We start from the raw sequence: 26129 nt of genomic DNA, 5'->3' as shown, positions 1-26129 counted from the left end.
TAAAAAGAGAGAGCAAATTACAATGTTAACGATGAAGAAAACAATGGAAAGGATAAAATGCGATGTCTCCTCCACCGGTAAGAATGAAACTTATGTCTTTTATGTTTTGTGATGCTGACATAAAATAGATTATTAACATCATAGAAGATTGTCGTTTAAGTTCACTCAACTAAAAAGAAAAATCCTAATAGCATAGCTACTAAGATTTCACCTTAGTCATTCATAGTAATAGGTCACTATTTAATCAGCAACACTATTTGATAAAGTTCCAAAAAAATCCCTAAAACAGATTGTTTTAGGGATTTTAAATTTATCGTTTAGAGGCAGCCAATACTTGTGTCCAAATATCGTCATACTCTTTAATGAATTCTCCCGGATCGCGGAAGGTCTCCATTGGTAAAGAATCTAATAATTCTTGTGATGGGCTATATGCTTCATTTTGTGTCCATTCATCTTCAGATACATTTGCTAATACTTCTGTATTTGGTGTTGAATACATGACATATTCTGTATTCATTTGAGCAATATCAGGACGTTGCATGAAGTTAATAAATTCATGAGCTAGATCAACATTTTGAGCGGTTGATGGAATAACCATTGCATCAACCCACATGTTAGATCCTTCTTTAGGAATCACATACTCCATATCTTCATTCTCATCCATGATATAGGTTGCGTCTCCTGAATAAACAACAGCTAATGCTGCATTTCCTGCAATCATATTATCAATGACTTGGTCGGTTACATAAGCATATACTAATGGACGTTGCTCAATTAAAAGTTGTTTCGCTTCTTCTAATTCCTCAACATTTTGCGTATTCATCGAGTACCCTAATAACTTTAATGCCACCATTAATGAATCACGTTGGCTATCATACATAAAGATATTACCTTTATATTTTTCATCCCATAAGATCGACCAAGAATCCACTGGTTCATCTACTACCGTTGTATCATATAAAATCCCAACAGTTCCCCAGAAATATGGAACTGTGTATAGATTTTCAGGATCATATGGAAGGTTTTTATATTCATCACTAATATATTTAAAGTTAGGAATCTTACTATAATCTAAAGGAAGTACTAACCCTTCTTTAATCATTTTTTCAACCATGTAATCAGAAGGGAAGGCTACATCGTAGTTTGTTCCTCCTGCTTTAATTTTTTGATACATCGTTTCGTTTGAATCGTATAATTCATAGACCACTTTACAATTAAACTCTTCTTCAAACATCTTTAATACTTCACGATCAATATACTCACCAACATTATAAACATAAAGCTTTTCTTGAGCATCACCTGAACATGCTGTTAAAAGTAAAACAACTGAGGCTACAAACATCATCATTATTCTTTTCATGAGATGACTATACCTCCTTTTTCTTTCTAATTGCTAAATTATTTGAAATTAAAACGGAAACTAGGATTAAGCTAACCATAATCGTTGCTAACGCATTAACCGTTGGGCGAATCCCACGTTTAGCCATTGAATAAACCTCAATAGATAAGTTTGTTACTCCATTTCCGGCAGTAAAATAACTGATAACGAAATCATCAATAGACATCGTAAAGGCCATTAAGGCCCCTGCCATAATACCAGGCATAATTTCAGGAATCACAACCTTACGGATCGCTTGCATTGGGGTTGCTCCTAAGTCCATCGCTGCTTCTGCCATATTTGGATTCATCGCATATAAACGTGGTAAAACTGATAAAACAACGTAAGGAATACAGAACATAATATGAGCTAATAACATCGTTGTAAATCCAAAGTTCATTTTAAATGTCTTAAATAACATCATTAATGCTACCGCTAAAACAATATCCGGACTAATAACCGGTAGATAGTTAATATTTAAAACAAATGCTTTTGTTTTTTTTGTTAACTTATAAATACCAATTGAAGTGAATGTTCCAACAACCGTTGAAATAGCAGTTGCTAAAACAGCAACGATTACTGTATAAAAGACAGCCGTTTGCATTTGACTATCTTGGAATAACTCTTCATACCATTGTAAAGAGAATCCTGTCCATTTCCCACTTGATTTCGATTCATTGAACGAGAAAACAATTAATACAGCAATCGGTGCATATAAGAATAAGAACATGATTGCTAAATAAAATCTAGATAACCATTTATTTACCAAGGTAGTGCACCTCCTGCTTGTCCATCTGAATCAAATCGTTTCATTAACCAGATAGAAAGTAAGATAAAGATCATTAAAATCATTGATAACGCAGATCCAAAATACCAATTCCCTGTTAATAAGAATTGTTTTTCAATCAAGTTACCAATCATCATGTACTGTCCTCCCCCTAATAATTGTGGGATGACGAATGTACTTACCGCAGGTAAAAATACCATTATTACTCCTGTAATAATACCTGGTAACGTTAATGGGAAAACAACACGCGTAAATACTTGTCGATTATTCGCTCCTAAATCACGAGCAGCATAGATTAAATTTTTATCCACTTTTGTTAGTGCTGTATGAATTGGTAACACCATGAATGGTAAGAAATTGTAAACCATCCCTAACACAATGGCAAAATCCGTGTACATAATATCAATTGGAGCAATATTAAAGAACTCTAAAATATTATTTAAAATTCCATTTTTCCCTAAAATTGAAATCCATGCATATGTACGAAGTAACATATTAATCCACATAGGCATAATGAATAATAAAAGCAATGAAGATTGACGTTTAAGTGAGCATTGCGAAATCACCCATGCTAACGGATATCCAAAAAGTAAACAAAAAATAGTTGAGATTAACGCAATCCATAATGAACGTGCTAATGTCGCCATATAAATTGGGTTAAAAAATTTAATATAATTATCTAATGTAAAACGAAAAGCCAGCGGATTTCCATCACTTGGATCAATGATACTATATAAGAAAATCAGTAACATTGGAACAATGATCATAATAGAAATCCAGATGATATATGGATAACTTAAACGCTTTGTTGATTCATGCATAACTAAACACCAACTTCCATAACATGAATATCTGCCGGTGCAACTGTCATCCCTACTTCTACTCCGACTTCAGTACTTTGTGTACTGTGAACAATATATTCGCGGCCTTCTACCATCACAATAATTTCATAGTGAACGCCTTTAAAAATAACACTATCGACGATTCCAGTAAAGGCTCCATTTTCTTTCGAAACAATTTGTAAATCTTCTGGACGAATGACCACTTCAACCGTCTCATTTGGGTTATACCCACGATCGACACACTCAAAGATATGTCCTTCAAACTCAACTTTATAATCTTCAATCATCGTTGCATTGACAATGTTACTTTCACCAATAAAGTTAGCAACAAATCGGTTACGTGGTTCGTTGTAAATATCGACTGGTGTTCCAATTTGTTGAATTAATCCATCATTTAAAACAACAATCGTATCTGACATCGTTAAAGCTTCTTCTTGATCATGAGTTACGAAAATGAATGTAATTCCCATTTCACGTTGAATCTCTTTTAATTCATATTGCATATCTTGACGTAATTTTAAATCTAATGCACCTAGAGGTTCATCTAATAATAAAACTTTAGGGCGATTAACTAATGCACGAGCAATGGCAATACGTTGTTGTTGTCCACCTGATAATGAATCAATACTTCGTTTGGCATAATCAGTAAGTTTAATCATTTTTAACATGCGGTTTACACGTTCTGTCACCTCTGCTTCAGGGACGTTTTTCATACGTAAACCAAACGCGATATTATCAAACACATTTAAATGCGGAAAAAGGGCATATTTTTGGAAGACCGTATTAATCTCGCGCTTATACGATGGGATTTGAATTAAATCTTTTCCGTTGAATTCAACTTCACCCGATGTTGGTGTATCGAATCCACCAATAATACGTAATAATGTTGTTTTCCCACACCCAGATGGCCCAAGTAATGTCACAAACTCATTCTCATGAATGGTTAAGTCAATCCCTTTTAAAACGATATCCCCATCGTATTCTTTAGTTAAGTTTTTGATTTCAATTAATGGTACTTTAGTCATACTTGACCCTCCTTAAATAATGCTAGAATGTTGGGGGTGTTGCAACCCAAAGAACAGATGCGGGCACTTTTGAATTGTTTTTTAATTTATGATCCACATCCGCTTTATAATAAAAGCTCTCACCTTTTTTAACTTTATATCTTTTGGCACCTAAAACAAGTTCTACCTCACCTTTTAAAACATAACCGAACTCTTCTCCGTGATGTGGCTCATCATCGTAAGACATCCCTCCAGGTTCGAGATCAATAATGATAGGCTCCATTTCATTTTTTTGGGCATTAGGAATAATCCAACGAATGGTCATATTATAATCTGGTTCTTCTTTTATAAAAACATCGTCCTGTTTAAAAACAATCTTTTCATCTGATTTTTCATCTGAGAAAAATTCACCCAATGTTGTTCCTAAAGCTTCTAAAATGTCAACAAGTGTTGCAATGGATGGAGAAGCTAAATCACGTTCTACTTGAGAAATATATCCTTTAGTTAATTCAGTACGATCAGCTAACTCTTCTTGAGTTAATTGAAGTTCCATTCTTAGGCGCCTTATTTTTTCTCCTATAATCATAATCACACCTCAAATTTCTATTAAATAAATAAACAATTTGTTTACTTATAATAAACCTCTTCTATTATAATATGATTCGTGATTTTGTCAATATTATATCAGTCAAAAATATACCTTTTTTTAATCAATTTTTACATTTTTTAAGGTGAGCTTCATTCCTTATTGTTTGAGATGCTCGACAATTTATACAAATCCTCACTTAAAATGAAAAATCATTTTTAGTGACTCCTCTTTTCCTCTTCTATAAAGCTATGTGCCTTTCTAATTTAATTCTTCGTCACATTCAAAACCTATTTCTAACTTAAGTTAAAAATAAAAAAACCCAATCAATGAAGAAGGATTTTCTTCATCGATTGAGTTAAAAAATAATTATTGATCAGCGTATTTTTTACGTTTATCGAATTTTTTACGCTCATTTGTATCTAAAATTTTCTTACGTAAGCGAACTGATGTAGGAGTAATTTCTACTAATTCGTCTTCATTAATATATTCTAAGGCATACTCTAATGTGATTAGACGTGGTTTCTTTAATACAACTGTATTATCTTTACCCGCTGAACGGCAGTTTGTTAATTGTTTTGCACGTGTAACATTGACTGCTAAGTCTAAATCTTTGTTGTTTTCACCAACGATCATTCCTTCGTAAACAGGAGCTCCTGGTTCAATGAACATGATTCCGCGATCTTCTAATCCCATTAAACCGTAGTTTGTTGCTTTTCCATTTTCCATAGAAACTAAAGCACCATTTTTACGTTCTCCAACTGATCCTTTTTCCATTGGGCGGTATTCAGAGAATGTATGGTTGATGATTCCGTAACCTTTTGTTAATGTTAAGAATTCTGTCATGAATCCGATTAAAGCACGAGATGGTACATCATAAATTAAACGAACTTGTCCATTTTCGTTATGAATCATATTTTGTAATTGACCTTTACGGTATCCCATCGCTTCAATGACACTTCCAACATGTTCTTCAGGTGCTTCGATTTGAACATACTCATATGGTTCACATAATACACCATCGATTTCACGAATGATAACTTCTGGTTTAGAAACTTCTAATTCGAATCCTTCACGGCGCATGTTTTCAAGTAAGATTGATAAGTGAAGTTCTCCACGTCCTGAAACAACCCACTCTTCTTTTGTTCCAACACGTTCAACTAATAATGAAACGTCACGTTGAATTTCTTTGTATAAACGTTCATCAATTTTAGATGCTGTCACGTGTTTTCCTTCTTGTCCTGAGAATGGAGAAGAGTTTGTTGAGAATGTCATTTTTAATGTTGGTTCATCAATGTGTAAGATTGGTAACGCTTCTTCTTTACCGATTTCACAAACCGTTTCCCCAACGTTGATATCTGGTAAACCAGCGATTGCAACGATATCTCCAGCTTGTGCTGATTCAATTTCAACACGCTTTAATCCTAAGAATCCAAATAATTTTGTGATACGGAATTGTTGCGTTGATCCATCTAAACGACAGATTGAAACCATTTGGTTAACATTGATTGTTCCTCGAACGATACGTCCAATCCCAATACGTCCAACATAATCATTATAGTCTAATAAAGCTGGTTGGAATTGTAATGTTCCATTCGGATCCATTCCTGGATCTGGAATATTTTCTAAAATTGATTCAAAGATTGCTTCCATGTTTTCTTCTTGATCAGCTGGATCAGAGCTTAAGCTTGCTGTTCCGTTTAATGCTGAACAATAAACAACAGGGAATTCTAATTGATCGTCGTCAGCTCCTAATTCGATGAATAATTCTAATACTTCATCAACAACTTCTTCAGGTCTTGCAGCCGGACGGTCAATTTTATTAACCACCACGATTGGTGTTAATTTTTGCTCTAATGCTTTCTTTAATACGAAACGAGTCTGAGGCATTGTTCCTTCGTAAGCATCAACAACTAATAAAACACCATCTACCATGTTCATAATACGTTCAACTTCTCCCGCGAAGTCAGCATGTCCTGGTGTATCTAAAATGTTAATACGATAATCTTTATAATCAATCGCAGTATTTTTCGCTAAAATCGTAATTCCACGCTCACGCTCTAAATCGTTAGAGTCCATGACACGGTCAGCTACTGCTTCATTTTCACGGAATGTTCCCGCTTGACGTAATAACTGATCGACTAACGTCGTTTTACCGTGATCGACGTGGGCAATAATGGCAATATTTTTAATATTCATATAGGCACCTCTGTCTGGTAAATTTAAAATTTCATACTGAAATATTATACAACAAAATAAGAGTTCCTGTATCGAAATTTGACTTAAAATTATGAAAAATTTTCAAAAGCCTTTTCAAATCGATGTCACCTCTACATGATCAACGCCTTTATTATCATGACGCTTGTCACTTATAATATCCATAAACTTTACTTCCAACTCTAGACAACCAAAAAAGATGAGCTAATACGCTCATCTTATAAATTTAGGATAAACATCTCTAGTGCTAACTCTTTTTGTAGTACACCAGATTTAATCTTATAATCAATGTTCGCTAATTGATATAAATACTTTGCAATCGTCTCTTGCTCAAAGCGGTGGGATTGTCCATGAATTAACTTCACACGATACGGATGCACATTAAGTGTTTTTGCAATATCAGCCTCACGATAGCCTTGTTTACTTAGCCCAATCACTTGAGACATTAATCGGAATTGATTCGCAATTAAAATGAGTAACTTAAAGGGCTCTTCATTTTGTGTCATTAAATCTTCATAGATTAGGTAAGCCTCTTTAATCTTACGTTGAACCAGTGCATCTGTTAGTAAAAAGACGTTATCTTCTAATTGACGGGCCACTAACAACTCAACGACTTCTACTGATAAAATTTTTGATGGTTGATTCATGAAATAGAGATAAATCTTCTCAATTTCATGGTACAACACATCAATTTTAGCATGCGTCAATTTAATCAATAATTCAATGGCTTTTGGATGACATTCAATTCCTTCAGCTTTTAACTTCTTCTCTGCCCACTGTTTGAGTGATTGCTCTGAATAAGTTTCAAATGTAAACACTTCTGATTGCTTCTTTAAAATCTTCACCACTTTTTTACGCTCATCGAGTTTTTCATAAGGAGCATAAACAATGAGGATATTTTCTGTCACGGGATGTTCTAAAAAATTTATAAAAGCATTTAAATCATGTGCGGGATCACCCTTCCCCTCCTTACCAGTTAAAAAGGATGGGTTACGAACGATCACCGCTTTTTTATTACTTAAGAAGGCGACTGTTTGCAAATCAAAAAGTGCTTCTTGAATGGTCGCTTCTTTCATGTCATAGGACACCACATCGAATGACTCAATTTGATGTTTCGTTAATAAATCACTAATTTTTTTCTCGCACAAAACCGTTTGTTCGCCGAGGATTGTATAAATCGCCATGGCTTCACCTCACTCTTATTTTAACATAAAACAAATTCTTCAAACAAGATGACCGTAAGTTCTTTTCAATCATGACGAGAATGGTTGCTTTTTTATGGATTCATTGAGCTACCATTTTTATAAAACGAGATATTTAGAGTATTATCTAATTTTTTAATTTTTAAATAAAATAATCAATGAAATCGATGAACTAAAGTTTTACCTCTCTTCATTTCAAATTGAATCGTTCCATCAACCTGCGTATTAAGGAGTGGAATGTTTAATGTTGATAAGGTCGATAAAAATTCCTGGCTAGGATGGCCATAGCGATTATTTTTTCCACTGGAAACGACACTAATAGATGGCGCGAGTTGTTCTAGAAAGAATAATGAATTTGAGGTGTTTGAACCATGATGTGCCGCTTTATAAACATCTAGTTTTAATCCTGGATACTGTGAAAGAATATCTGCCTCCACTTCTGTACTTATATCTCCTGTTAATAAAACAGTTAAATCAGAAATTTCAACTGTCAATACGAGTGATTGATCGTTTTCATTAGCTTGCTTCTCATCAGGTTGTAAAAAGGTTAATGTTTGATTTCCACAAGTTAATGTATCATTCGTTTTAGGTGTTAAAACATTCACATTTAATTGTTTAGCTAATTTAATGACGTCCTTTAACTGTTCACTCTCTGAATGCTTAGGGACAACTAAATGTTTAACATTGAACGTTTCCATTAATGGAATGGCTTCCCCAATGTGATCAAAATCACCATGAGATAAGATTAAATAGTCAATGGTTCTAATCCCTTCCCCTAACAAATAAGGCTCTAATGTCTGATTAAAAATGGAAGTCTTCTCACCTATGAACGAAACTTTTCCTCCTGTGTCAACAACAATCGTACAACGTTGATAGGGAGACTGAATAATCGTACTGTCGCCTTGTCCAACATCTAAAAAGGTAACTTTACTTGTCGGTTTGGCACCTCTGACTATCTCTAAAAGAACAAAGGTTGACACCAAAACAATCATCCATTTTTTAGAGTGACTATTTTTTTCAACTAACCAACCTGCTAAAAAGAGCAATAAAATAATTAAAATGACCATTGATAAATTAAGACTCCCAATGACCCAACGAAGATCCAAGTACTTTCCCGCTACAAGGATGACCTGTTCAAAGACACTTAGGATTTTTTCTGTAATTAAAGCAAATGGTGGAATCACTAGCGTTATCAATAGGCAAGGAATCAAAAGAGTCGTGACAACTGGAATTAAAACTAAATTAGACACGTAACTTAACAGATTAATAGAATAATCTTGCGAAATTTGAATTGGTAAGATCGCAAGTTGAGCTAAAAAGGGGATGATAAAAAAAGTGACCTTGGGTGAAAGGGGCTTAATAACTGACTGGCATATAATTAAACAAAACGTTAACCAGTAAGAATAAATAAAACCGATTTGATACACTTGTAGTGGAAAAGCAACGAAATTGATTAAAAAGACGATAGAGAAAATATCGAGTGAAGAAAGATTCCATTTAAATCTTGAATTAATCTTTGCTAGAATTGCCATACTGGCTGCTCTGACAATCGATGGACTTGCTCCACTAATCATCATGAAACAAAAAAGTAACGTCACTACCATTAAATCGGCTAATTCTTGTATCACTCCCAAACGCTTGAGCAGATAACTGACAATCCCTGCTAATAACCCAACATGTAATCCACTGACCGCAAACAAATGAATAATACCAAGGGTCGCATAACTGTCACTGATGTCTTCAGATAAGTCATTTCGGACTCCTAAAAACCAGGATTGAAGATAAGTTGCTGTTAAAGGGGGATACTGTTCTTTAATCCAATTCGCTAATTGAAATTGATAGGCTCTAATCGACCATTCTTGATCAATCACTCGCGTTGAAGTCAGATAGATGGTTCCTCTCATTCCATTAGCTTGTAAATATTGTTTAAAGTTAAAGGCATGAGGCACGGTAGGATCAGTGATTTCTGCAATTTCCGTATTGACTTCCATCCAATCACCTGGCATTAATCTTGGCGTTGAGTTGGCAAGTGTTAAATAATAAAGACCCGCTTCTGTTTGTACTTTGGCTGTTTGCTTCTCTTCAGTTTGCTTTTTAACTTCAATTACTTTTGCTTTATCTATATAGACCGAATCATCACTTTTGACCAGGAGGGATGTTAACGCAACATCAATGTAAATCACAGATATGAGACTTATGAGGAAATAAATCCAGTATGTCTTAGGAAATCGTTTAAAATAGACAAAACCAACTAAAAGAAGAACAAAAACGCCCTCCTTTATGAGTAATCCGACAATGACACTTAAAACAATATAAATCACATGTTGCCGAAATTTAAAGTTCAAGAGAATCACGCAACTTTTCTAGTGTCTTTTCTCCAATCCCACTCACATTCGTTAACTCGTCAATTGACTTAAACTTTCCAAACTCCTCCCGATAATTAATAATAGCTGCCGCTTTAGAGGGACCAATCCCGGGTAACGTTTCAAGTTCTCCTACAGTTGCTTGATTAAGAGAGACCTTTTTCTCATCTTGCGAAGGGCTCCATGCTGTAGCAGTTGAAGCGTTGTTTATTTCCTCATCTAAATGCGGAACATAGATGACCATTTCATCACTAATTTTTTGTGCTAAATTAATGGCTGTTTCATTAGCCATCTCTAAAAAGCCTCCAGCTAATTGAATCACATCATGAACTCTTAAATGCTCTTCAACCTCATACACACCTGGAAAATTAACTTGGCCCTTAACATCCACAATATAATGGTTGACTTCTTCTTCAGCGCTTTCTATCTCTTCTATTTCAGTGACTTCGCATTCATTTTCTACATAACTGTCTAATGAAACCGAATCAATAGAAGAAGTAGATTGATTTAAATAAAAAATTGTTATCATGATTAACGAAGCTAATCCAATAATGATTATTTGCTTTTTCATGAGTATCACCTCATTTTAACTTACGTTAATCACCGTTCAATTCCTTTTTATTTGACAGATTGTAATATTAAGTGCGACACATAAAAAATCCTAGATTCTATTCTAGGATTTCATCCCAATCATAATTTTTTTCTTCAAGATGTGTTTTCAATTGCTCCAACTGGTCGTGATCAAATGTTTTTGTATCAGACGTATAGAATAAACAAACTAAAGTTAAACCTAACAATAACAAAGCGGAAAGACCACACATAAATTTATCAAAGCTTGACATTTTCACGTCAACCACTTCTTTCGTAAAAGATATGATATTGTATGTTAATTGCCTAGATTGTGTGAATATATACTTAACCTAAAAAAGAGCCTTATGGCTCTTATACTAAACTAATAAACATACAACAGTTAAAATGACAACAACTAATCCAAAAAAAGCGCATAAAAACTTTTAACTTTTTTACATATTTATCATTCTACTTTATATTATAAAGACTCTGCAATTTTATCATATGCATTATAAATTAATACGTCATTATAATATGAAACCCAATAACAGTCACCAGAAGCATCGCCGTAATTATAAGCAACAGACCAGGAATTTAATCCCAAATCATCTAATGTTTGTTTAGCAATTGTTGGTACTTCACCCATTCCAACAACTACTTCGTTCCATTGTTCTGCATATAGAGATGGATACATAGCTAATGCTTCAACTACACTTCTCATTTCTGGTACATCAACATTAATATAAATAATTTTTGACTCTTCATCAACTGTGTAAAATGATTTATCACTTTCGTAACTTTCATTTACAATATCAACCCATTTTTGTGCTAAAAAATTAATATTTTCTAATTCTTTTTGTTTTGCCTCTTCCTCAGCTTTTGCTTTTTCTTCTGCTTCTTTGCGTTCTTGCTCTTCTTTGGCTTTACGTTCATCTTCTTCTTTTTGAGCTTTAGCTTCTTCTTCCTCTTTGGCTTTTTGCTCTGCTTCTTTGCGTTCTTGCTCTTCTTTGGCTTTACGTTCATCTTCTTCTTTTTGAGCTTTAGCTTCTTCTTCCTCTTTGGCTTTTTGCTCTGCTTCCGCTTTCTCTTTGACTTCCTGTTCTTCTTTTTCTTTAATTTCTTGTTCTTTTTCTTCATCAATTTTTTCTGATTTTGTATTATCAACTGTCTCTTGTTCTTCTTGAACTATTTCTGTTTCGCCATTATATCCATCCTTAAAACCTTCTTTAAATGATGGTGTTATTGCACATGAAACAAATACAATACAAGTTCCTAAAACTAACACCCAACGATTTCCTTTTTTCCAGAAGTCTATCTTTCTCACAAATTATCACTCTTCTTCCACAAAAGATATGATATTGTATGTTAATTGCCGAAATTTTGTGAAAATGTTATTTTTTTAACTAATTTAATAGGTGGTAGTGTTTTGACATATAGTTCTCTCCACTCATTATAATTAACTACCAAACACTAAGCATTTGTATCATAAGAAACTACAATTGGTTGTATTTGTAATAGATAATAAGATAACTCTTTTTCCTATGTATAAATCTCGATTGTTTTTCTCATGAACTGTATATATAGACTGGATAATTCACTGCTCATTTCATACATCACCCCACCATTTAGGTAATCATAGTATATATTGTCTTTCATTAGATTGAATTGGTCTACTTTTGTACCAGTTTCAACTGATTTATTTATATTAATTGGTTTATTTTTAATGTTAATGTGTGATTGTCGATAATCATGTTAAATTCTTCTTAGCGTGTCATTTATCATCATCCGCTCAATTTGATACAATTCTTTTGATATTGAGCTAGTATATCTAATTAATCTGTTGCTTTTTGCACCTCTTCACTAAACCACTTGATGTATCGTTGAGTAACTTCTAGTGATTGATGATCCAGCAACTCCTTGATAATGACAGGATTTACGTCTGCTTTAACTAAATCTCTAGCATAAGTATATCTAAGAATATGTAATGAGGTCTTTATGGCTTGCTTTTTAGCATAATCAGTAAAGACTCTTTTTAACACATGTAATGTTAATTCCTTACTGTACACGGTTAAGAACAATGGCACTTCTCCTTTAAATCTTGTTAGTTTTAATCAACCAACGAGAATATTAGTTATTCTTTTTGATCAATAAATTGTTTATGGTTTGTGAGCTTTTGTATCCCTCAAATAGAGTGTACGATTGCTTATATCTAAAAATTATGGACCTTAACCTCCCTAACATCTCTAGAACGGATTCCAGTTGCTAAGACAAGATTAGGAATCATCCACATTCTCATTGGCTTAGTAATTAGATTTTGAACATCCTATCTTTTATGATTGGTTTTCATAACAAAAAAAGCACCTCATATCCCTTAATTTTTTATTACAAGGATATAAGATGCTTTTTTATTATTGTTTAAATCTAATACTTATTAACAGCATACTTTAGTATAATTGATATTACTATCTATTTTTGAGCCACGAAGACGATGCGTTCTGATTCTTCTGTTGGGGCTTCATCTAAGAAATCAGCTGAGATTTCTAAGATTTTGAATCCGATATCTTCGAGCCATTGTTTGTACTCTTCAATCGCAAAGGTACGTTGATAGTGTGTTTCTTCGAAACGCTCATAACGTTCTCCTTCACGTTTAAAGAATGTTAATTCGTGTTCAATGCTGTATGGATATTTTCCTTCACAAACATGCCAGATATACGTTAAATCTGGATTCGTATCAGCATATAAGTAATCTTGGAAGATTTCAGTCACTTTAAATAATGAATGAACATCAAAGATTAAAATGCCACCTTCTTTTAAACTTTCATAAAGATGTCTAAATGTTTGAAAGACTTCTGTATCTTTTTTTAAGTAATTTAATGAATCAACGTAAATAACAGCTCCATCAAATCCACTAAATCCTTCCAAACGACACATGTCTTGTTGAACATAATGAATGCCTAAGCCTTCTGATAATGTTTTTTCATAAGCAAGTGATAACATATCTTCTGATAGGTCGATTCCAGTGACGTTATATCCTTCTTTTGCTAAAAGGATAGAAATTGTTCCTGTTCCACATCCCACATCTAAGATAGAGCTTCCAATCGGTAAGTATTGCTTTGTTTTCGCAATCCATTTATGATAAGGAACATCTTGCATTAAAATATCATAATAATATGAAAATGCTTCGTATGCCATTAGACTAACATCCCTTCGATATTCACACGAGGAACGTCAGCCCATAATTTTTCTAAGTTATACTCTAAGCGAGTTTCTGGTGTAAAGACATGAACAACGATTGTCCCAAAGTCAGCTAAGACCCACTCAGCATGGTGTGCCCCTTCAATATGTTTTAATGTTAAATCTGTTGTTCCTTCTAAGTCTTTTAATTCACGAATGATCCCTTGAGCTAAACGGTCATTTTTAGCTGTTGTGATAATCATGTAATCATAGATTGGTGAATGATTTTGCATATCTAAAACAACGATATCTTCTGCGTGTTTTTCATCTAAAGATTTTACGAATTTTGCTAAGTTTTCCAAATAAATCAACTCCATTATAAATATTGACGGTAGTATTCATACGCGGCTAACGTGTCCGGATGAATGTCACCCTTCCCTTTGCTACTTAAATAAGCAACAGTATCAGCAAGTGTTTGTGCAACAGCAACGTCTAAATCTTTCGTTGCTAGCTTACGAATCTCTTCAACTCCAGGTTGCGTCCGATTCGGTTCAATATAATCGGCTAAAAACACAATTTTTTCAAGAGTCGTCATAGCTGCTTTACCGGTTGTATGATATTTAATTGCATTTAAAATATCCGAATCTTTAATTTGATACGTTTCTTTTGCGACAATCGCACCCACTGGTGCATGCCACACTAATGGGCTATAGTTGAGATAATCGGTCTCCTTCGCAGACTCTAATTTTTCTTTTAAAAGATCATTAGGTAAATACTTTGCAATATCATGTAATAAAGCGGCGATTTGTGCCGATTCAACTGAGGCATTATAACGCTTCGCTAGTTGCTCACTCGTAGCGACAACACCTAACGTATGATTATAACGCTTGCTCGGCAACTGTTGTTTAACTTGTGATTTTAACGTTTCTAAATTCATTATGACTATTTCGGTAAGATGATTTGTTTCTTCTTACTTGACTCTTTGTAGAAAACAATTGTTTTCCCAATCACTTGAATTACCTCAGCATTAATCACTTCAGCAATTTCAGCTGCAATCGCTTTCGGTTCTTCAAAGCAGTTTTGTAAAATTGAAACTTTAACTAATTCGCGCGCTTCTAATGCATCATAAACAGTTTTGATTAATGCATCATTAACCCCATTTTTTCCAACTTGAATAATAGGTTGCATCGTATGTGCTAATCCTTTTAAATAACTTTTTTGTTTACCTGTTAACATAATTGTTCCACCTCTAACTGGTTTTCATATTTAAGCTCTTTTTTAAAGAGCAGTTGTTGATCGTTTCTTTAGTTGACCAGTTGATCTCCATCGATTGATTAAGTCTAAGACATTAAGATGTCATCAAACCTGAATTGTGTCATATTTAATAACTTTTGTCAAGTTTACCACAAAGGGCATCACTTAAATCAATGATGGACGAACTAAAACACCCACACCTTTTGGTGCATGAATCGTAATTTCTTGTCCTGTTCCGACTAAGGTAATCCAACCTAATCCTGAAATCACAACATCTGTTTTTTCTTTTCCAATACGGTACACATGTTTTTCCATAGCCATCGGTTGACCATTTTCTTCAACGATTGGCTTTAACACTTGACCGGCTTGTGTTTTCCATAATTGATCGGCCTTTTCTAACTTCGTACGGTGAATATGTAAAGCATTAGAGAAATGCGTAATAAATGATGTACGTTCTCCCTTGACAAAGTCCATGCGAGCTAATCCACCGATATATAAGGTTTGCTCAGGATTTAATTGGTAAACCCCTGCTTTGATTTCTTTTTTCGGTGTAATTTCTTTTAATACTTTTGGTGTCACATAATGCGCTAACTGATGCTCATTAATAATTCCTGGTGTATCAATGATTGAGGTAAAATCATCTAATGGAATCTCAATAATATCTAACGTTGTTCCAGGGAAATGAGACGTTGTGATAATATCTTCACGCTCCTCCGTGAAACGTTTAATAATGCGGTTAACTAATGTCGATTTTCCAACATTCGTACATCCAACAATATAAACGTCACGACCCTTACGATATTTTTCAATCATTTCCATTAATTCATCGATTCCTAAACCTTTAGCTGCACTTACTAAAGCAACATCTAATGGTTTTAACCCCATTTCTTTTAATGAACGGCGCATCCAGTGATTTAATTTCGTTTTATTGACCGATTTCGGTAATAAATCAACCTTATTTCCAACTAATAAGATGTCATTTCCATTGATATGTCGTGAGATTCCAGCGACCATACTTCCTGAGAAATCAAAAATATCAACAATATTAATAACTAAAGCATCTGTTTCTCCGACACGTTGTAAAATTTTTAAGAAATCGTCACTTGTTAATGACACATCTTGTACTTCATTATAATGTTTTAATTTAAAGCAGCGTTGGCAATAAATAATTTGATTTTCCATTTTCTCAACGCTTGATTTTGGCGTATATCCAATTTCTTTTGGATTTTCTGTTTGAATGGTTGCTCCACAACCAATACATTTTAATTGTTCCATGAGGGCCTCCTCTATATTAATCTAAGTATGGTGGAGTCGGTAATTGACGTTTTTTTAATTGTTTCACGACAAAGCGCTCTAAACGACGATTAAATTTTGTTGAATTTTCATCTGAATGTAGATGAATTGGTTCCACTAAAATCGTATATAAGCCTAAACGTTTAGCGACTAACACATCCGTCATTAATTGATCGCCAATCATGATGACTTCAGAACGATGATACTGTTTTAAAATTTTACGTAATTTTAACTTCAATGGCTTTAATGCTTTATGATGAGCCGCTTTAATCGATAAATCTTTCGAAAAATAGGAGACACGCTCTTTATTATTATTTGAAACGATAATGACTTCAAATCCTAATTCTTTTGCGCGATTTAAAAATTCGATGACTTCTGGTGTAGGCGCCTTTACCGCTGCACCCACTAACGTATTGTCTAGATCAGTTAAAATCACACGTTTTCCGTTAGTTTTTAATTTTTCTAAATCAATTTGAAAAACATTTTTAACATATTCATCAGCTACGAAATGATGGATCAACACAATCTCCCCTTTCCAACTTTAAAGTGATGTTCATCAATGAACTTCATTTTTCTACGTATTCATTTCATTTTATCATAAATTCACTATAGTTTTAAGTCTATCGACACGAAGTTGCGCATATAATCTACTAAGTCGATTTATGAGGGAGGATTTTAACCTATGTTTTTATTTCAATTTATCGCCTCACTCTTCTCTAATCTGATTCCACTCGTTGGTGCCATTAATAATCAAGCCTTTCCAGATCCCCTAACTCCTGAAGAAGAAGAATATTACCTCAATCAAATGGCACAAGGAGATAAAGGAGCTCGTGAGAAGTTAATTGAACATAATTTACGACTCGTCGCACACATCGTCAAAAAATATCAAAATCAAAGCGATGATAAGGAAGATTTAATCTCAATCGGAACCATTGGACTGATTAAAGCGATTGATTCATTTTCTCCAGATAAAGGCACTAAATTAGCAACCTATGCCGCTCGATGCATCGATAATGAAATTTTGATGTTATTTCGCTCTACTAAAAAAATGAGAAATGATGTCTCTTTATATGATCCCATTGGATTTGATAAAGAGGGAAATGAGATTTGCCTTATTGATGTCGTGAAAGATGAAGAGAAAGATATAAATGATGTGATTATCCAACAACTTGCGATTGAAAAAATTGAAAAAAACCTTGATGCGCTTACTGAACGGGAACGTGATATTATTATTCGACGATTTGGACTTGGAAATCACGAAGAAGAAACACAACAAGAAATTGCAAAGTCATATAATATTTCTCGTAGTTATGTCTCTCGAATCGAAAAACGTGCTTTAATGAAACTATATCGAGAGTTTATTAAAAGCTAACAGACAAAAAGGGGACCTCTATCCCCTTTTTTACTTTACCTTATACGCGACGTCGATAATTCGCATCTGATGGCATACGCCAATCTGTACGTGGTGAAAGTGAAATGTCTAACACTTTTGGTCCATCTGGCATCGCTGAACGTTTAAATTGTTGTGAGTAGAAACGACGATAGAAAATTTGTAAATATTCTAATAATTTCTCTTCTTCGAACTCCCCTTTAAACGCCTCTTTCATTAAAGCATAAATACGATCTTCGGTATCCCCGTTGTTTAACATATGATATAAGATAAAATCATGAATTTCATATTTACCAATGATTTCTTCAGTATGTTGTTCCGTATTAATTAACTCTGGTGAAATTGGGGTATCTAAAACATCACCTAGCGTATACTGTAACAATTTTGCATCTTCATCATTTGCTGTTAAAGCTTGTGACTCACGTAACATAAATTGTTTGACCATAAACTTAACGAGTGTTTTTGGAATTCCCGCATTTATCGCATACATTGACATTTGATCGCCGTTGTACGTACACCATCCAAGCGCTAACTCAGACATATTTCCTGTTCCAAGAACAAGTCCATTCATTTTATTAGCTAAGTTCATTAAAATATTCGTACGTTCACGCGCTTGGGCATTTTCATAGGTCACATCGACTACATTTGGATCATGTCCAATGGTTTCAAAATGTGCTAAAACCGATTCACGCAAATCAATATCATGATGTGTCACACCTAAAGTTTTCATTAAGTTATTTGCATTAGTATTCGTACGATTAGATGTTCCAAATCCACGAATCGTATAAGCTATAATATTTTTGCGTGGCATATTGATTAAGTCGAATGTTTTAGCCGCTAATAATAACGCTAAAGTTGAATCTAATCCTCCTGACACCCCAATTAAAATCGTTTGTGCACCCGTGTGCTCAATACGTTTAGCTAATCCTGCCATTTGAATGTTCATCATTTCTTCAAACGCTTCTTTTTCCTCTGACTTTGGAACAAATGGCGTGGGATCAAGTGGCTGTTCAAACGTATAGTTTTGATTTTCTACTAAATCGAATGAAACATGTTGTAAAAAATCCATATTATCTTCTGCACTTTGTCTAAAAGCAGAAGAACGACGACGATCAAATTGAATTTTAGAAATATCTAAATCGGCAAACATGACATTCAATTCTTCACGAGAGAACATATCAGACTCCGCTAATAACGTCCCATTTTGTGAAATTAAGCTATGTCCACCAAATACGCCATCAGTCGTTGATTCATAAACACCTGATGAACAGTAAATATATCCCGCTACTAATTTTGAACTTTGAATGCGCACTAAATCACGACGCATACGGCTTTTTTGGTAAACTTCATTACTTGTTGATAAATTTAAAATAATATCTGCACCATTTAATGCTAAACGTTGACTTGGAGAAGAAGGGACCCATAAATCTTGGCAAATCTCAACTCCAAATGAAAGATCATACGTATAGTTATCGAAAATTAAATCTCCAAATGGAACTTTACGTCCTAAGAACTCAATCTCCTCATAATGCTTTACAATTTCATATCCGCGTGTAAACCAACGCTCTTCATAAAACTCCATATCATTTGGAAGATAATATTTTGGAATAATTCCTAAAATTTTATCTTTTTGAATCACGATTGCACAGTTATATAAATTACGATGAATCGCAATCGGTGCACCAACCGTAAAGACTCCATCAAATGGATTACGCTCTAATAAAATTTCAATGGCTTTTTTAACATCTTGTAATAAATACGTTTGGAATAATAAATCACCACACGTATAACCACAAATCGATAATTCAGGAAAAACAAGAACGCCTGCCTGATGATCTTGAGCCACTTTTAATGACTTTAACATCACTTCTACATTTGCAATCGGATCTCCGACTGAAACTTTTGGTGATGATGTCGCAACTTTTAAAAATCCATTATGAAACATGGATTATTCACCTCTTCCATATAATTGATGTTGTTGAACATATTGATCCACACAATTTAATACTAAATCAGAGCGATCAAGATTTTCTCGATACTCCGTTGATGAAACATTCATTTTCTCAAATGAATCTAAAAGAATAAATTGGTGCTCAAATGTTTTAAATTGTCGATGGATAATTTCATCAACGTCAATGTCATCACGTCGAAAGACAATTAATTTATAGTTTTGAATGAGTTGTTCATATTGAACCCAATTCGGTAAATCTTCTAAATTATCAGCTCCAATGACAAACGCAATCTCTTCATTAGGATATTGACTCTTCACAAGCGTTAACGTCTCAAAGGTCGTTAGAACTTTCTTTGCCTCAACTTCTATGGTTGAAACAAAGGTATTCGTTAAATGCTCACAAACTAATTTTAACATGGCTACACGATGAACTGAAGAAATTAATCCTTTTTTAGGATAGCGATCACCAACTGGTAAAAAATAAAACTTATCACAATCAATTTGTTTTAAAATATGGTTTGCGATTTGATAATGCGCAATCGTTGGAGGATTAAAGGAACCACCAAAGATAACAATCATGCCAAAATCACTCCATTTCCTTTTCATTTGTAGTATGAGCTATGAGTCTATCATTTAATCTAAAATAGATAAAAAGAAAACAATCGCAAATGATTTGCAATTGTTTATTTATGACCTTAAATCATAGACACTAATTCAGTGACCATTTCTGAAGATTCTTTTGCTGCAACCGCTAAAAATTCATTAAATGAAATATGTGATTCTTTTCCTGCAATGTCTGATAACGCACGTACAATAATAAATGGTTTCTCATAATGATGACATACTTGTGCTACTGCAGCTGCTTCCATTTCGATTGCAACAACCGAAGGACAGTTCTTTTTAATTAATTCCATTTGATCTGGTCGATTGATAAATGAGTCTCCCGTTCCAATTTGTCCTAACCAGTATGTTTTATTTGCTTTCGTTAACACTTCTTCTGTTTTTCTCATTAAATCAGCATTTGGTTCATAAATCGCAGGCATTCCTGGTACTTGCCCATAGGCATAATTAAATCCAGTCACATCAACATCATGATATAATGTTCCGTTCGATACGACCACATCTCCAATATTTGCTTCTGGGTGTAATCCACCGGCTGATCCTGTATTAATCACACAATCAATCGCATAGTGTTCAAATAATAATGTCGTTGCAATGGCAACATTTACTTTACCAATTCCACTTTTTAATAAAACGACATCTTTTCCATTTAACTTTCCTTTTGTAAATTCAACGTGAGCAATTGTTTTAACTTCTTCAACTTCCATTGCTTCACGTAATAATGTTACTTCTTCCTCCATTGCGCCAATAATTGCAACTGTCATGATTCAGACCACCTTTTTTAATTAATTAATTTGAAAAAAGAGCTGCTTGTGGGCAGCTCAAAATTATTGAACATTTACAATAGCAACTGTTACAACACCTTTTGGTGTAGAGACCATTGCAGTCTCACCCTGACGTTTCCCCATTAAAGCTTGAGCAATTGGAGATTCGTTTGAGATTTTTGAGTCAAATGGGTTTGCCTCTGCACTACCTACGATTTTATAAGTTAATTCTTCATTTGTTTCATCATCACGGTAAGTTACAGTTGAACCGATGGTAATAACGTCACTTCCTTCATCTGATTCAATAACAACAGCATTTTTTAAAATGTATTGTAATTCTTGAATGCGCTCATAAACCATTGCTTGTTCTTCACGTGCTGCATCATATTCAGCATTTTCAGAAAGGTCCCCTTGTGCGCGAGCTTCTTGTAACTTAACTTTAATTTCTTCCATACGCACTTGCGTTAAGTGATCTAATTCATCTTGAAACTTTTTAATCCCTTCTAGGGTTAAATGTTGTTGTTTTTCTTTCATTAAAAATTCCTCCGAATCAATTGAAACCAATAAGATTGATAATTTCAACTATATATTATACATGAACTTAATCGTTTAGTAAACATTATGCCATTAATCCACTAAAAGTGAATGGTTCCTAATTCAGTACATCTTCTTTTAGTATTCCATTTTTAGGATAACTTATTCTATTTTTTAAAAATTATCAAAATTAAAAACGCTAAAGAGATAAAAAGTAAGGCAGCAAGCCTTACTTCAAGTCCTATATTTAGATTGATTACGCGTTTAAAATACTATTAATTTTTGTAATTAATAAATCCAGAGCAACGGTATTTGTTTTTCCATCCGGAACAATGATATCTGCATATTTTTTCGTTGGTTCAACAAACTCCTCATGCATTGGCTTTACTGATTCAATATATTGAGAGATGACTGAATCAATCGTACGACCACGCTCTGTTGTATCGCGAAGTAAACGGCGAATGAAGCGAATATCATCATCACTTTCAACGAAAATTTTAATATCTAATAATTCACGGATTTTCACATCTTCTAAGACGAATAATCCTTCAACAATAATAATTTTAGTTGGTTCAATTTTTTCTGTTTCTTCACTTCTTGTATGTTGTGTGTAATCATAAACTGGCTTCTCAATTGAATAACCTAACATTAATTTCTTTAAGTGTTTCACTAATAATTCATTATCCATTGATAACGGATGATCATAGTTTGTTTTCACGCGTTCTTCCATAGTCATATGACTTTGATCGTTGTAATAATCATCTTGTCGTAATAACGTAATCGTGCGATCTGAGAATGCATCATATAAAATACGAGACACACTCGATTTTCCAGAGGCTGTTCCACCAGCAACACCGATAATTAATGGTTTGTTCATATTTCTCTACCTCATTTTTAGCAATATTTTCAAAAAGATGTCGGGATGATTCCATGATCAAAGCATGGGGATTCAAACTTCTTTATCGTCTTCCAGCCTAGCTGGTTCGATTTCCAAATACGTAGTATACACTATCTTTCTACAAAATTCAACAACATTTCAATAAGAAAAAAGCCTCTCTTTTATCATGCCACTTTCCTCAAACTTCATTAAAAAACCATAGCGAAATTTCGCTATGGTTTTTTACTATTTCACGTGCTTACGCATCATATCATTTGGATATAACTTAAATGGAACTTTGAACTTTAAAACCTGTTTCGGATGACGAGCGACTTCTAATTCTTGTCCACGCTCATCAAACAATTCATCAATCGTCATGATTTGAGTCTCAATTTTTGGTCCAAAGAATTCAACCACTTCACCTTTACGGAAATGGTTACGTTGCTGTAACGTCACTTCCTGTGTGTCCTCGTTATAATCTAAGACTAACCCAATAAATTCTTGAGTTGGATGCTCGTCACGATTATTAAACATTTGCTCCTCATGTGATGGAATTCCTTCAAAGAATGCTGGCGCTGTTTCACGGTTCGCACATTTTGATAATTCCACTAAAAGATTTTCATTGAAGACAAAGTTATCTGGATCTTCACAATATAAATCAATTAATTTACGATACGTGCTAACAACAGTTGCCACGTAATGAATCGATTTCATACGTCCCTCAACTTTTAAACTATCGATTCCTAACTCAATCATTTCAGGAACTGATTGTAATAAGTTTAAGTCTTTTGGACTCATCGCAAATTTAATATCATCTTCACCAAATAAAGCTTTTGTTTCATCTTGATCTTGTTTCACTAAATCATATTCCCAACGACACGATTGGCAGCATCCTCCACGATTTGAATCACGCGCCGTCATATGATTTGATAACGTACAACGTCCTGAGTAGGCAATACACATGGCACCATGAACAAACGCCTCAATCTCAACATCTGTTTTCTCCATGATTTCTTTAATTTCTTCTTTTGTTGTTTCACGAGCTAATACAACACGATGTAATCCTTGTTGTTCCCAAAACTTAACTGCCATATAGTTCATTGTCGATTGTTGTGTACTTAAATGCACCTCAACATTTGGGGCACAACGTTTACATGTTTCAATGATTAATGGGTCCGCTACAATAATCCCAGCGACTCCAATTTCACCTAAGGCTGTTAAGTATTCTTCAAGCCCTTCCATATTTTCATTATGGGCGATAATGTTTGTTGTAATATAAATTTTTGAACCATACTCTTTCGCAAACTCTACTCCTTCACGAATCTCGTCTAAAGAGAAGTTTTGTGCATTTGAGCGTAAACCAAACTCACGTCCACCGATAAAGACCGCATCGGCACCATACATAACCGCAATCTTTAATTTTTCAAGTGAACCTGCTGGGGCTAATAACTCTGGTTTTTTTACGATGATGCGTTTTCCATCAACGATTGCTGATACTGGTTTTCTTGCCATGACCCAGCACTCCTTCCTATCCTACTTATTTTTATAAATTGATGGTTTATAGAAGAATCCACGATCTAACAAACGGTGCTTCGGTTGAATTTCTTCCATTTTTTTATATAAGGCACGTCCAACTTGGTTATATTTTGCACGGTCCTCAATGCATAAATCAATCGCAAAACGATAAGCTTTCGTCGCATTGATTAAATAGTCGCTTGATTTTAAGATTCCATCAATACGAAGGCTATCCACGCCTGCATCAATGAAATCTGCCAAATCATCAATCATACACACATCACTTCCATTAAAGATATGTGTTCCTTGTTGGTCTTCAAAAACTGGGTAATATAATTGACGTTCAGAATCAAATAAGAGTAATCCTTCTTCACGAGATTGGATTTTTTCAACAACTTGTCCTTGGAATTTTAAATAGTTTCCTACTAAATTGCGACGTGATTGGAACATACAAATTGCACCATGGACTAAAATTTCCACTTCACCTTTCGCCTGTTCTTTTGTTTCAATCACAGGTTCTTTCATGATTTCTGGCGCTAATACCGTACGTAAAACACCACGATCATACCAGTAATTCACTGTGAAATAGTTCGTTCCAAGCGTCTCACTACTCCAATGTAAAGTCATGTCTGGTGCAACTTGTTTTGCGATCATGTAAGCTCCTGGATCAGAGAAACGAAGGGCATCAATCGGTAATGATTTAATTTCATCAATATATGTTTTTAAATCGTCTAGTAATCCATTAGGCATAATCGCATTAATGGCTACATATACTTTTTTATTATGTTTTTTAATTAACTCAACGGCTTGACGTAGTTCATCTCTGTTAAAATGACCAGCTAATCGTAAACCGAACTTTTCTTCACCGATAATAAAGGCATCGGCACCTGCTTCAATTAATGGTTCAATCTCATGTAAATCATGAGGAGTAACAACTAATTCGGGTTTTTTCATTTTATCAACTCACTTTATAATAATGACAATATAAAATTATAAACTACTTAAAAAATATTTGCACTTATTTTGACCTAAATTGTTAAAAATAATCGCTCGGTACTTCTCTCTTAGTTTATACAAAATTCAATTTTTTTATAAAATGGATCATTTTCAATCAAAAACCACCGCTAAAGTCTTAGCGATGGTGTCCTGTTTATTTAACTTTTTTCTTTAAACTAATCGCCACGCCATCTCCAATTGGAAGTAATAACGTGTCATAGTTTGGATGGTTAGCCAACCAATCATTATAACGATTAATTTTACGAACTAATTGTTTTAAGTTGCGGCTTTGTTTTTGATTATTATCAAAAATATGTCCATGGAAGATTAAGTTATCACTGATAATCATACCATCTTCTTTTAATAACGGCTCATATTTTTCAAAGAATTTTTGATATTGAGCTTTCGCTGCATCAATGAAAATGACATCATATTTTTGAATCGGTAACTCTTCATTGGCAATCTCAAGGGCATCGGCCTCAATTAACGTTACCTGCTCTTTAATGGTTGATCGTTCGTGATAAGCGATGGCTTCATTATAACGCTTTGGATCACGCTCGATACTCACGATGTGAGTATTTGGTAAATGTCTGGCCATCATTAAGGAAGAATACCCAATGGCTGTCCCAATTTCTAAAATGGATTGCGGTTGTTTAATGCGTAATAATTGAAGCATTAACTCAAGTCCTTGATCTTGAATAATAGGCACATCAAAGTCTTGTGCATATTGTTTCATTTCTAATGAGAGATCATCATGAATAATCGTTTTAAAACGACCCATTAACTCTAATAATTGTTCATTCATTTGTTT

The 26129-nt window shown here is 34.1% G+C and carries 26 protein-coding genes; 1 reads left to right on the top strand and 25 read right to left on the bottom strand.

What is annotated here, in order from left to right; all coding sequences use genetic code 11:
- Positions 1–310: 310 nt before the first annotated feature.
- From NEH74_RS09735 to NEH74_RS09655, 17 genes are all read right to left on the bottom strand, one after another.
- On the bottom strand, positions 311–1360 hold the full coding sequence (locus NEH74_RS09735; protein WP_055276483.1) for an ABC transporter substrate-binding protein: 1050 nt from the start codon (positions 1358–1360) through the stop codon (positions 311–313).
- Between the two features lie 7 nt (positions 1361–1367).
- Entirely contained in the window at positions 1368–2147 is a 780-nt protein-coding gene (locus NEH74_RS09730; protein WP_144436929.1) for an ABC transporter permease, read from the bottom strand.
- Complete coding sequence (locus NEH74_RS09725) at positions 2141–2986, bottom strand: ABC transporter permease (RefSeq protein ID WP_055276485.1); 846 nt, start codon at positions 2984–2986, stop codon at positions 2141–2143. The genes NEH74_RS09730 and NEH74_RS09725 overlap by 7 nt, the downstream gene beginning before the upstream one ends.
- 2 nt (positions 2987–2988) lie before the next feature.
- Complete coding sequence (potA, locus tag NEH74_RS09720) at positions 2989–4032, bottom strand: spermidine/putrescine ABC transporter ATP-binding protein (protein ID WP_055304740.1); 1044 nt, start codon at positions 4030–4032, stop codon at positions 2989–2991.
- A 22-nt stretch (positions 4033–4054) separates the two neighbouring features.
- Entirely contained in the window at positions 4055–4597 is a 543-nt protein-coding gene (locus NEH74_RS09715; protein ID WP_055276489.1) for a helix-turn-helix domain-containing protein, read from the bottom strand.
- A gap of 369 nt (positions 4598–4966) precedes the next feature.
- Entirely contained in the window at positions 4967–6796 is a 1830-nt protein-coding gene (typA, locus tag NEH74_RS09710) for a translational GTPase TypA (protein WP_055276491.1), read from the bottom strand.
- 236 nt (positions 6797–7032) lie between these two features.
- Positions 7033–7998, bottom strand: coding sequence for a DNA polymerase III subunit delta (holA, locus tag NEH74_RS09705; protein ID WP_055304738.1), 966 nt, complete (start codon positions 7996–7998; stop codon positions 7033–7035).
- 173 nt (positions 7999–8171) lie between these two features.
- A complete protein-coding gene (locus tag NEH74_RS09700; protein ID WP_262941335.1) occupies positions 8172–10337 on the bottom strand; it encodes a DNA internalization-related competence protein ComEC/Rec2 in 2166 nt (721 codons plus the stop codon).
- A 13-nt stretch (positions 10338–10350) separates the two neighbouring features.
- Complete coding sequence (locus tag NEH74_RS09695; protein WP_055304735.1) at positions 10351–10950, bottom strand: helix-hairpin-helix domain-containing protein; 600 nt, start codon at positions 10948–10950, stop codon at positions 10351–10353.
- A 477-nt stretch (positions 10951–11427) separates the two neighbouring features.
- Entirely contained in the window at positions 11428–12273 is an 846-nt protein-coding gene (locus NEH74_RS09690) for a hypothetical protein (RefSeq protein ID WP_055304733.1), read from the bottom strand.
- A 508-nt stretch (positions 12274–12781) separates the two neighbouring features.
- On the bottom strand, positions 12782–13027 hold the full coding sequence (locus NEH74_RS09685) for a site-specific integrase (protein ID WP_055304731.1): 246 nt from the start codon (positions 13025–13027) through the stop codon (positions 12782–12784).
- Positions 13028–13415: 388 nt separating this feature from the next.
- Positions 13416–14141 (bottom strand): class I SAM-dependent DNA methyltransferase, encoded by a 726-nt coding sequence (locus NEH74_RS09680; protein WP_055243211.1) that lies wholly within the window; start codon positions 14139–14141, stop codon positions 13416–13418.
- Positions 14141–14485 (bottom strand): ribosome silencing factor, encoded by a 345-nt coding sequence (gene rsfS / locus NEH74_RS09675; protein ID WP_055243212.1) that lies wholly within the window; start codon positions 14483–14485, stop codon positions 14141–14143. Before rsfS ends, NEH74_RS09680 begins: the two co-directional genes overlap by 1 nt.
- Before the next feature lie 14 nt (positions 14486–14499).
- Positions 14500–15060, bottom strand: a complete 561-nt coding sequence (gene yqeK / locus NEH74_RS09670; RefSeq protein WP_055304729.1) for a bis(5'-nucleosyl)-tetraphosphatase (symmetrical) YqeK — start codon at positions 15058–15060, stop codon at positions 14500–14502.
- 5 nt (positions 15061–15065) lie between these two features.
- Entirely contained in the window at positions 15066–15359 is a 294-nt protein-coding gene (gene yhbY / locus NEH74_RS09665) for a ribosome assembly RNA-binding protein YhbY (RefSeq protein ID WP_055304727.1), read from the bottom strand.
- Between the two features lie 183 nt (positions 15360–15542).
- Entirely contained in the window at positions 15543–16652 is a 1110-nt protein-coding gene (gene yqeH / locus NEH74_RS09660; protein WP_055304724.1) for a ribosome biogenesis GTPase YqeH, read from the bottom strand.
- 16 nt (positions 16653–16668) lie between these two features.
- Positions 16669–17193 carry a YqeG family HAD IIIA-type phosphatase gene (locus tag NEH74_RS09655; protein ID WP_238581261.1) on the bottom strand — a complete coding sequence of 175 codons (525 nt, stop codon included), beginning with the start codon at positions 17191–17193 and terminating at the stop codon, positions 16669–16671.
- Between the two features lie 159 nt (positions 17194–17352).
- Here NEH74_RS09655 and sigK point away from each other — a divergent pair, with 159 nt between their 5' ends.
- Positions 17353–18042 carry an RNA polymerase sporulation sigma factor SigK gene (sigK, locus tag NEH74_RS09650; RefSeq protein WP_055304722.1) on the top strand — a complete coding sequence of 230 codons (690 nt, stop codon included), beginning with the start codon at positions 17353–17355 and terminating at the stop codon, positions 18040–18042.
- A 40-nt stretch (positions 18043–18082) separates the two neighbouring features.
- On the opposite strand, the gene NEH74_RS09645 is transcribed toward sigK, so the two are convergent.
- The 8 genes from NEH74_RS09645 to NEH74_RS09610 all read right to left on the bottom strand — a co-directional run bounded on the left by NEH74_RS09645 (position 18083) and on the right by NEH74_RS09610 (position 26123).
- Positions 18083–20005: an NAD(+) synthase gene (locus NEH74_RS09645; protein WP_055304719.1), complete on the bottom strand. Its 1923-nt coding sequence runs from the start codon at positions 20003–20005 to the stop codon at positions 18083–18085.
- Positions 20006–20008: 3 nt separating this feature from the next.
- A complete protein-coding gene (gene nadD, locus NEH74_RS09640) occupies positions 20009–20590 on the bottom strand; it encodes a nicotinate (nicotinamide) nucleotide adenylyltransferase (RefSeq protein ID WP_055304717.1) in 582 nt (193 codons plus the stop codon).
- Positions 20591–20706: 116 nt separating this feature from the next.
- On the bottom strand, positions 20707–21396 hold the full coding sequence (gene mtnN, locus NEH74_RS09635) for a 5'-methylthioadenosine/S-adenosylhomocysteine nucleosidase (protein WP_055276510.1): 690 nt from the start codon (positions 21394–21396) through the stop codon (positions 20707–20709).
- A gap of 63 nt (positions 21397–21459) precedes the next feature.
- The gene (greA, locus tag NEH74_RS09630; protein ID WP_055243221.1) at positions 21460–21930 is read right to left on the bottom strand and encodes a transcription elongation factor GreA; all 471 of its coding nucleotides are present in this window, start codon (positions 21928–21930) and stop codon (positions 21460–21462) included.
- Positions 21931–22186: 256 nt separating this feature from the next.
- The gene (gene udk, locus NEH74_RS09625) at positions 22187–22807 is read right to left on the bottom strand and encodes a uridine kinase (RefSeq protein ID WP_055243222.1); all 621 of its coding nucleotides are present in this window, start codon (positions 22805–22807) and stop codon (positions 22187–22189) included.
- A 246-nt stretch (positions 22808–23053) separates the two neighbouring features.
- Positions 23054–24319, bottom strand: a complete 1266-nt coding sequence (locus NEH74_RS09620; RefSeq protein WP_055243223.1) for a peptidase U32 family protein — start codon at positions 24317–24319, stop codon at positions 23054–23056.
- A gap of 21 nt (positions 24320–24340) precedes the next feature.
- Positions 24341–25276: a peptidase U32 family protein gene (locus NEH74_RS09615; RefSeq protein WP_055304715.1), complete on the bottom strand. Its 936-nt coding sequence runs from the start codon at positions 25274–25276 to the stop codon at positions 24341–24343.
- 196 nt (positions 25277–25472) lie between these two features.
- Positions 25473–26123 (bottom strand): O-methyltransferase, encoded by a 651-nt coding sequence (locus NEH74_RS09610; protein WP_055304713.1) that lies wholly within the window; start codon positions 26121–26123, stop codon positions 25473–25475.
- Positions 26124–26129: the final 6 nt, after the last annotated feature.

This window comes from Turicibacter sp. GALT-G1, assembly GCF_025594995.1.
GTDB classification, from domain to species: domain Bacteria; phylum Bacillota_I; class Bacilli_A; order MOL361; family Turicibacteraceae; genus Turicibacter; species Turicibacter bilis.
The sequence above is the reverse complement of the archived record's forward strand: the minus strand, read 5'-3'. Positions and strand labels throughout refer to the sequence as shown.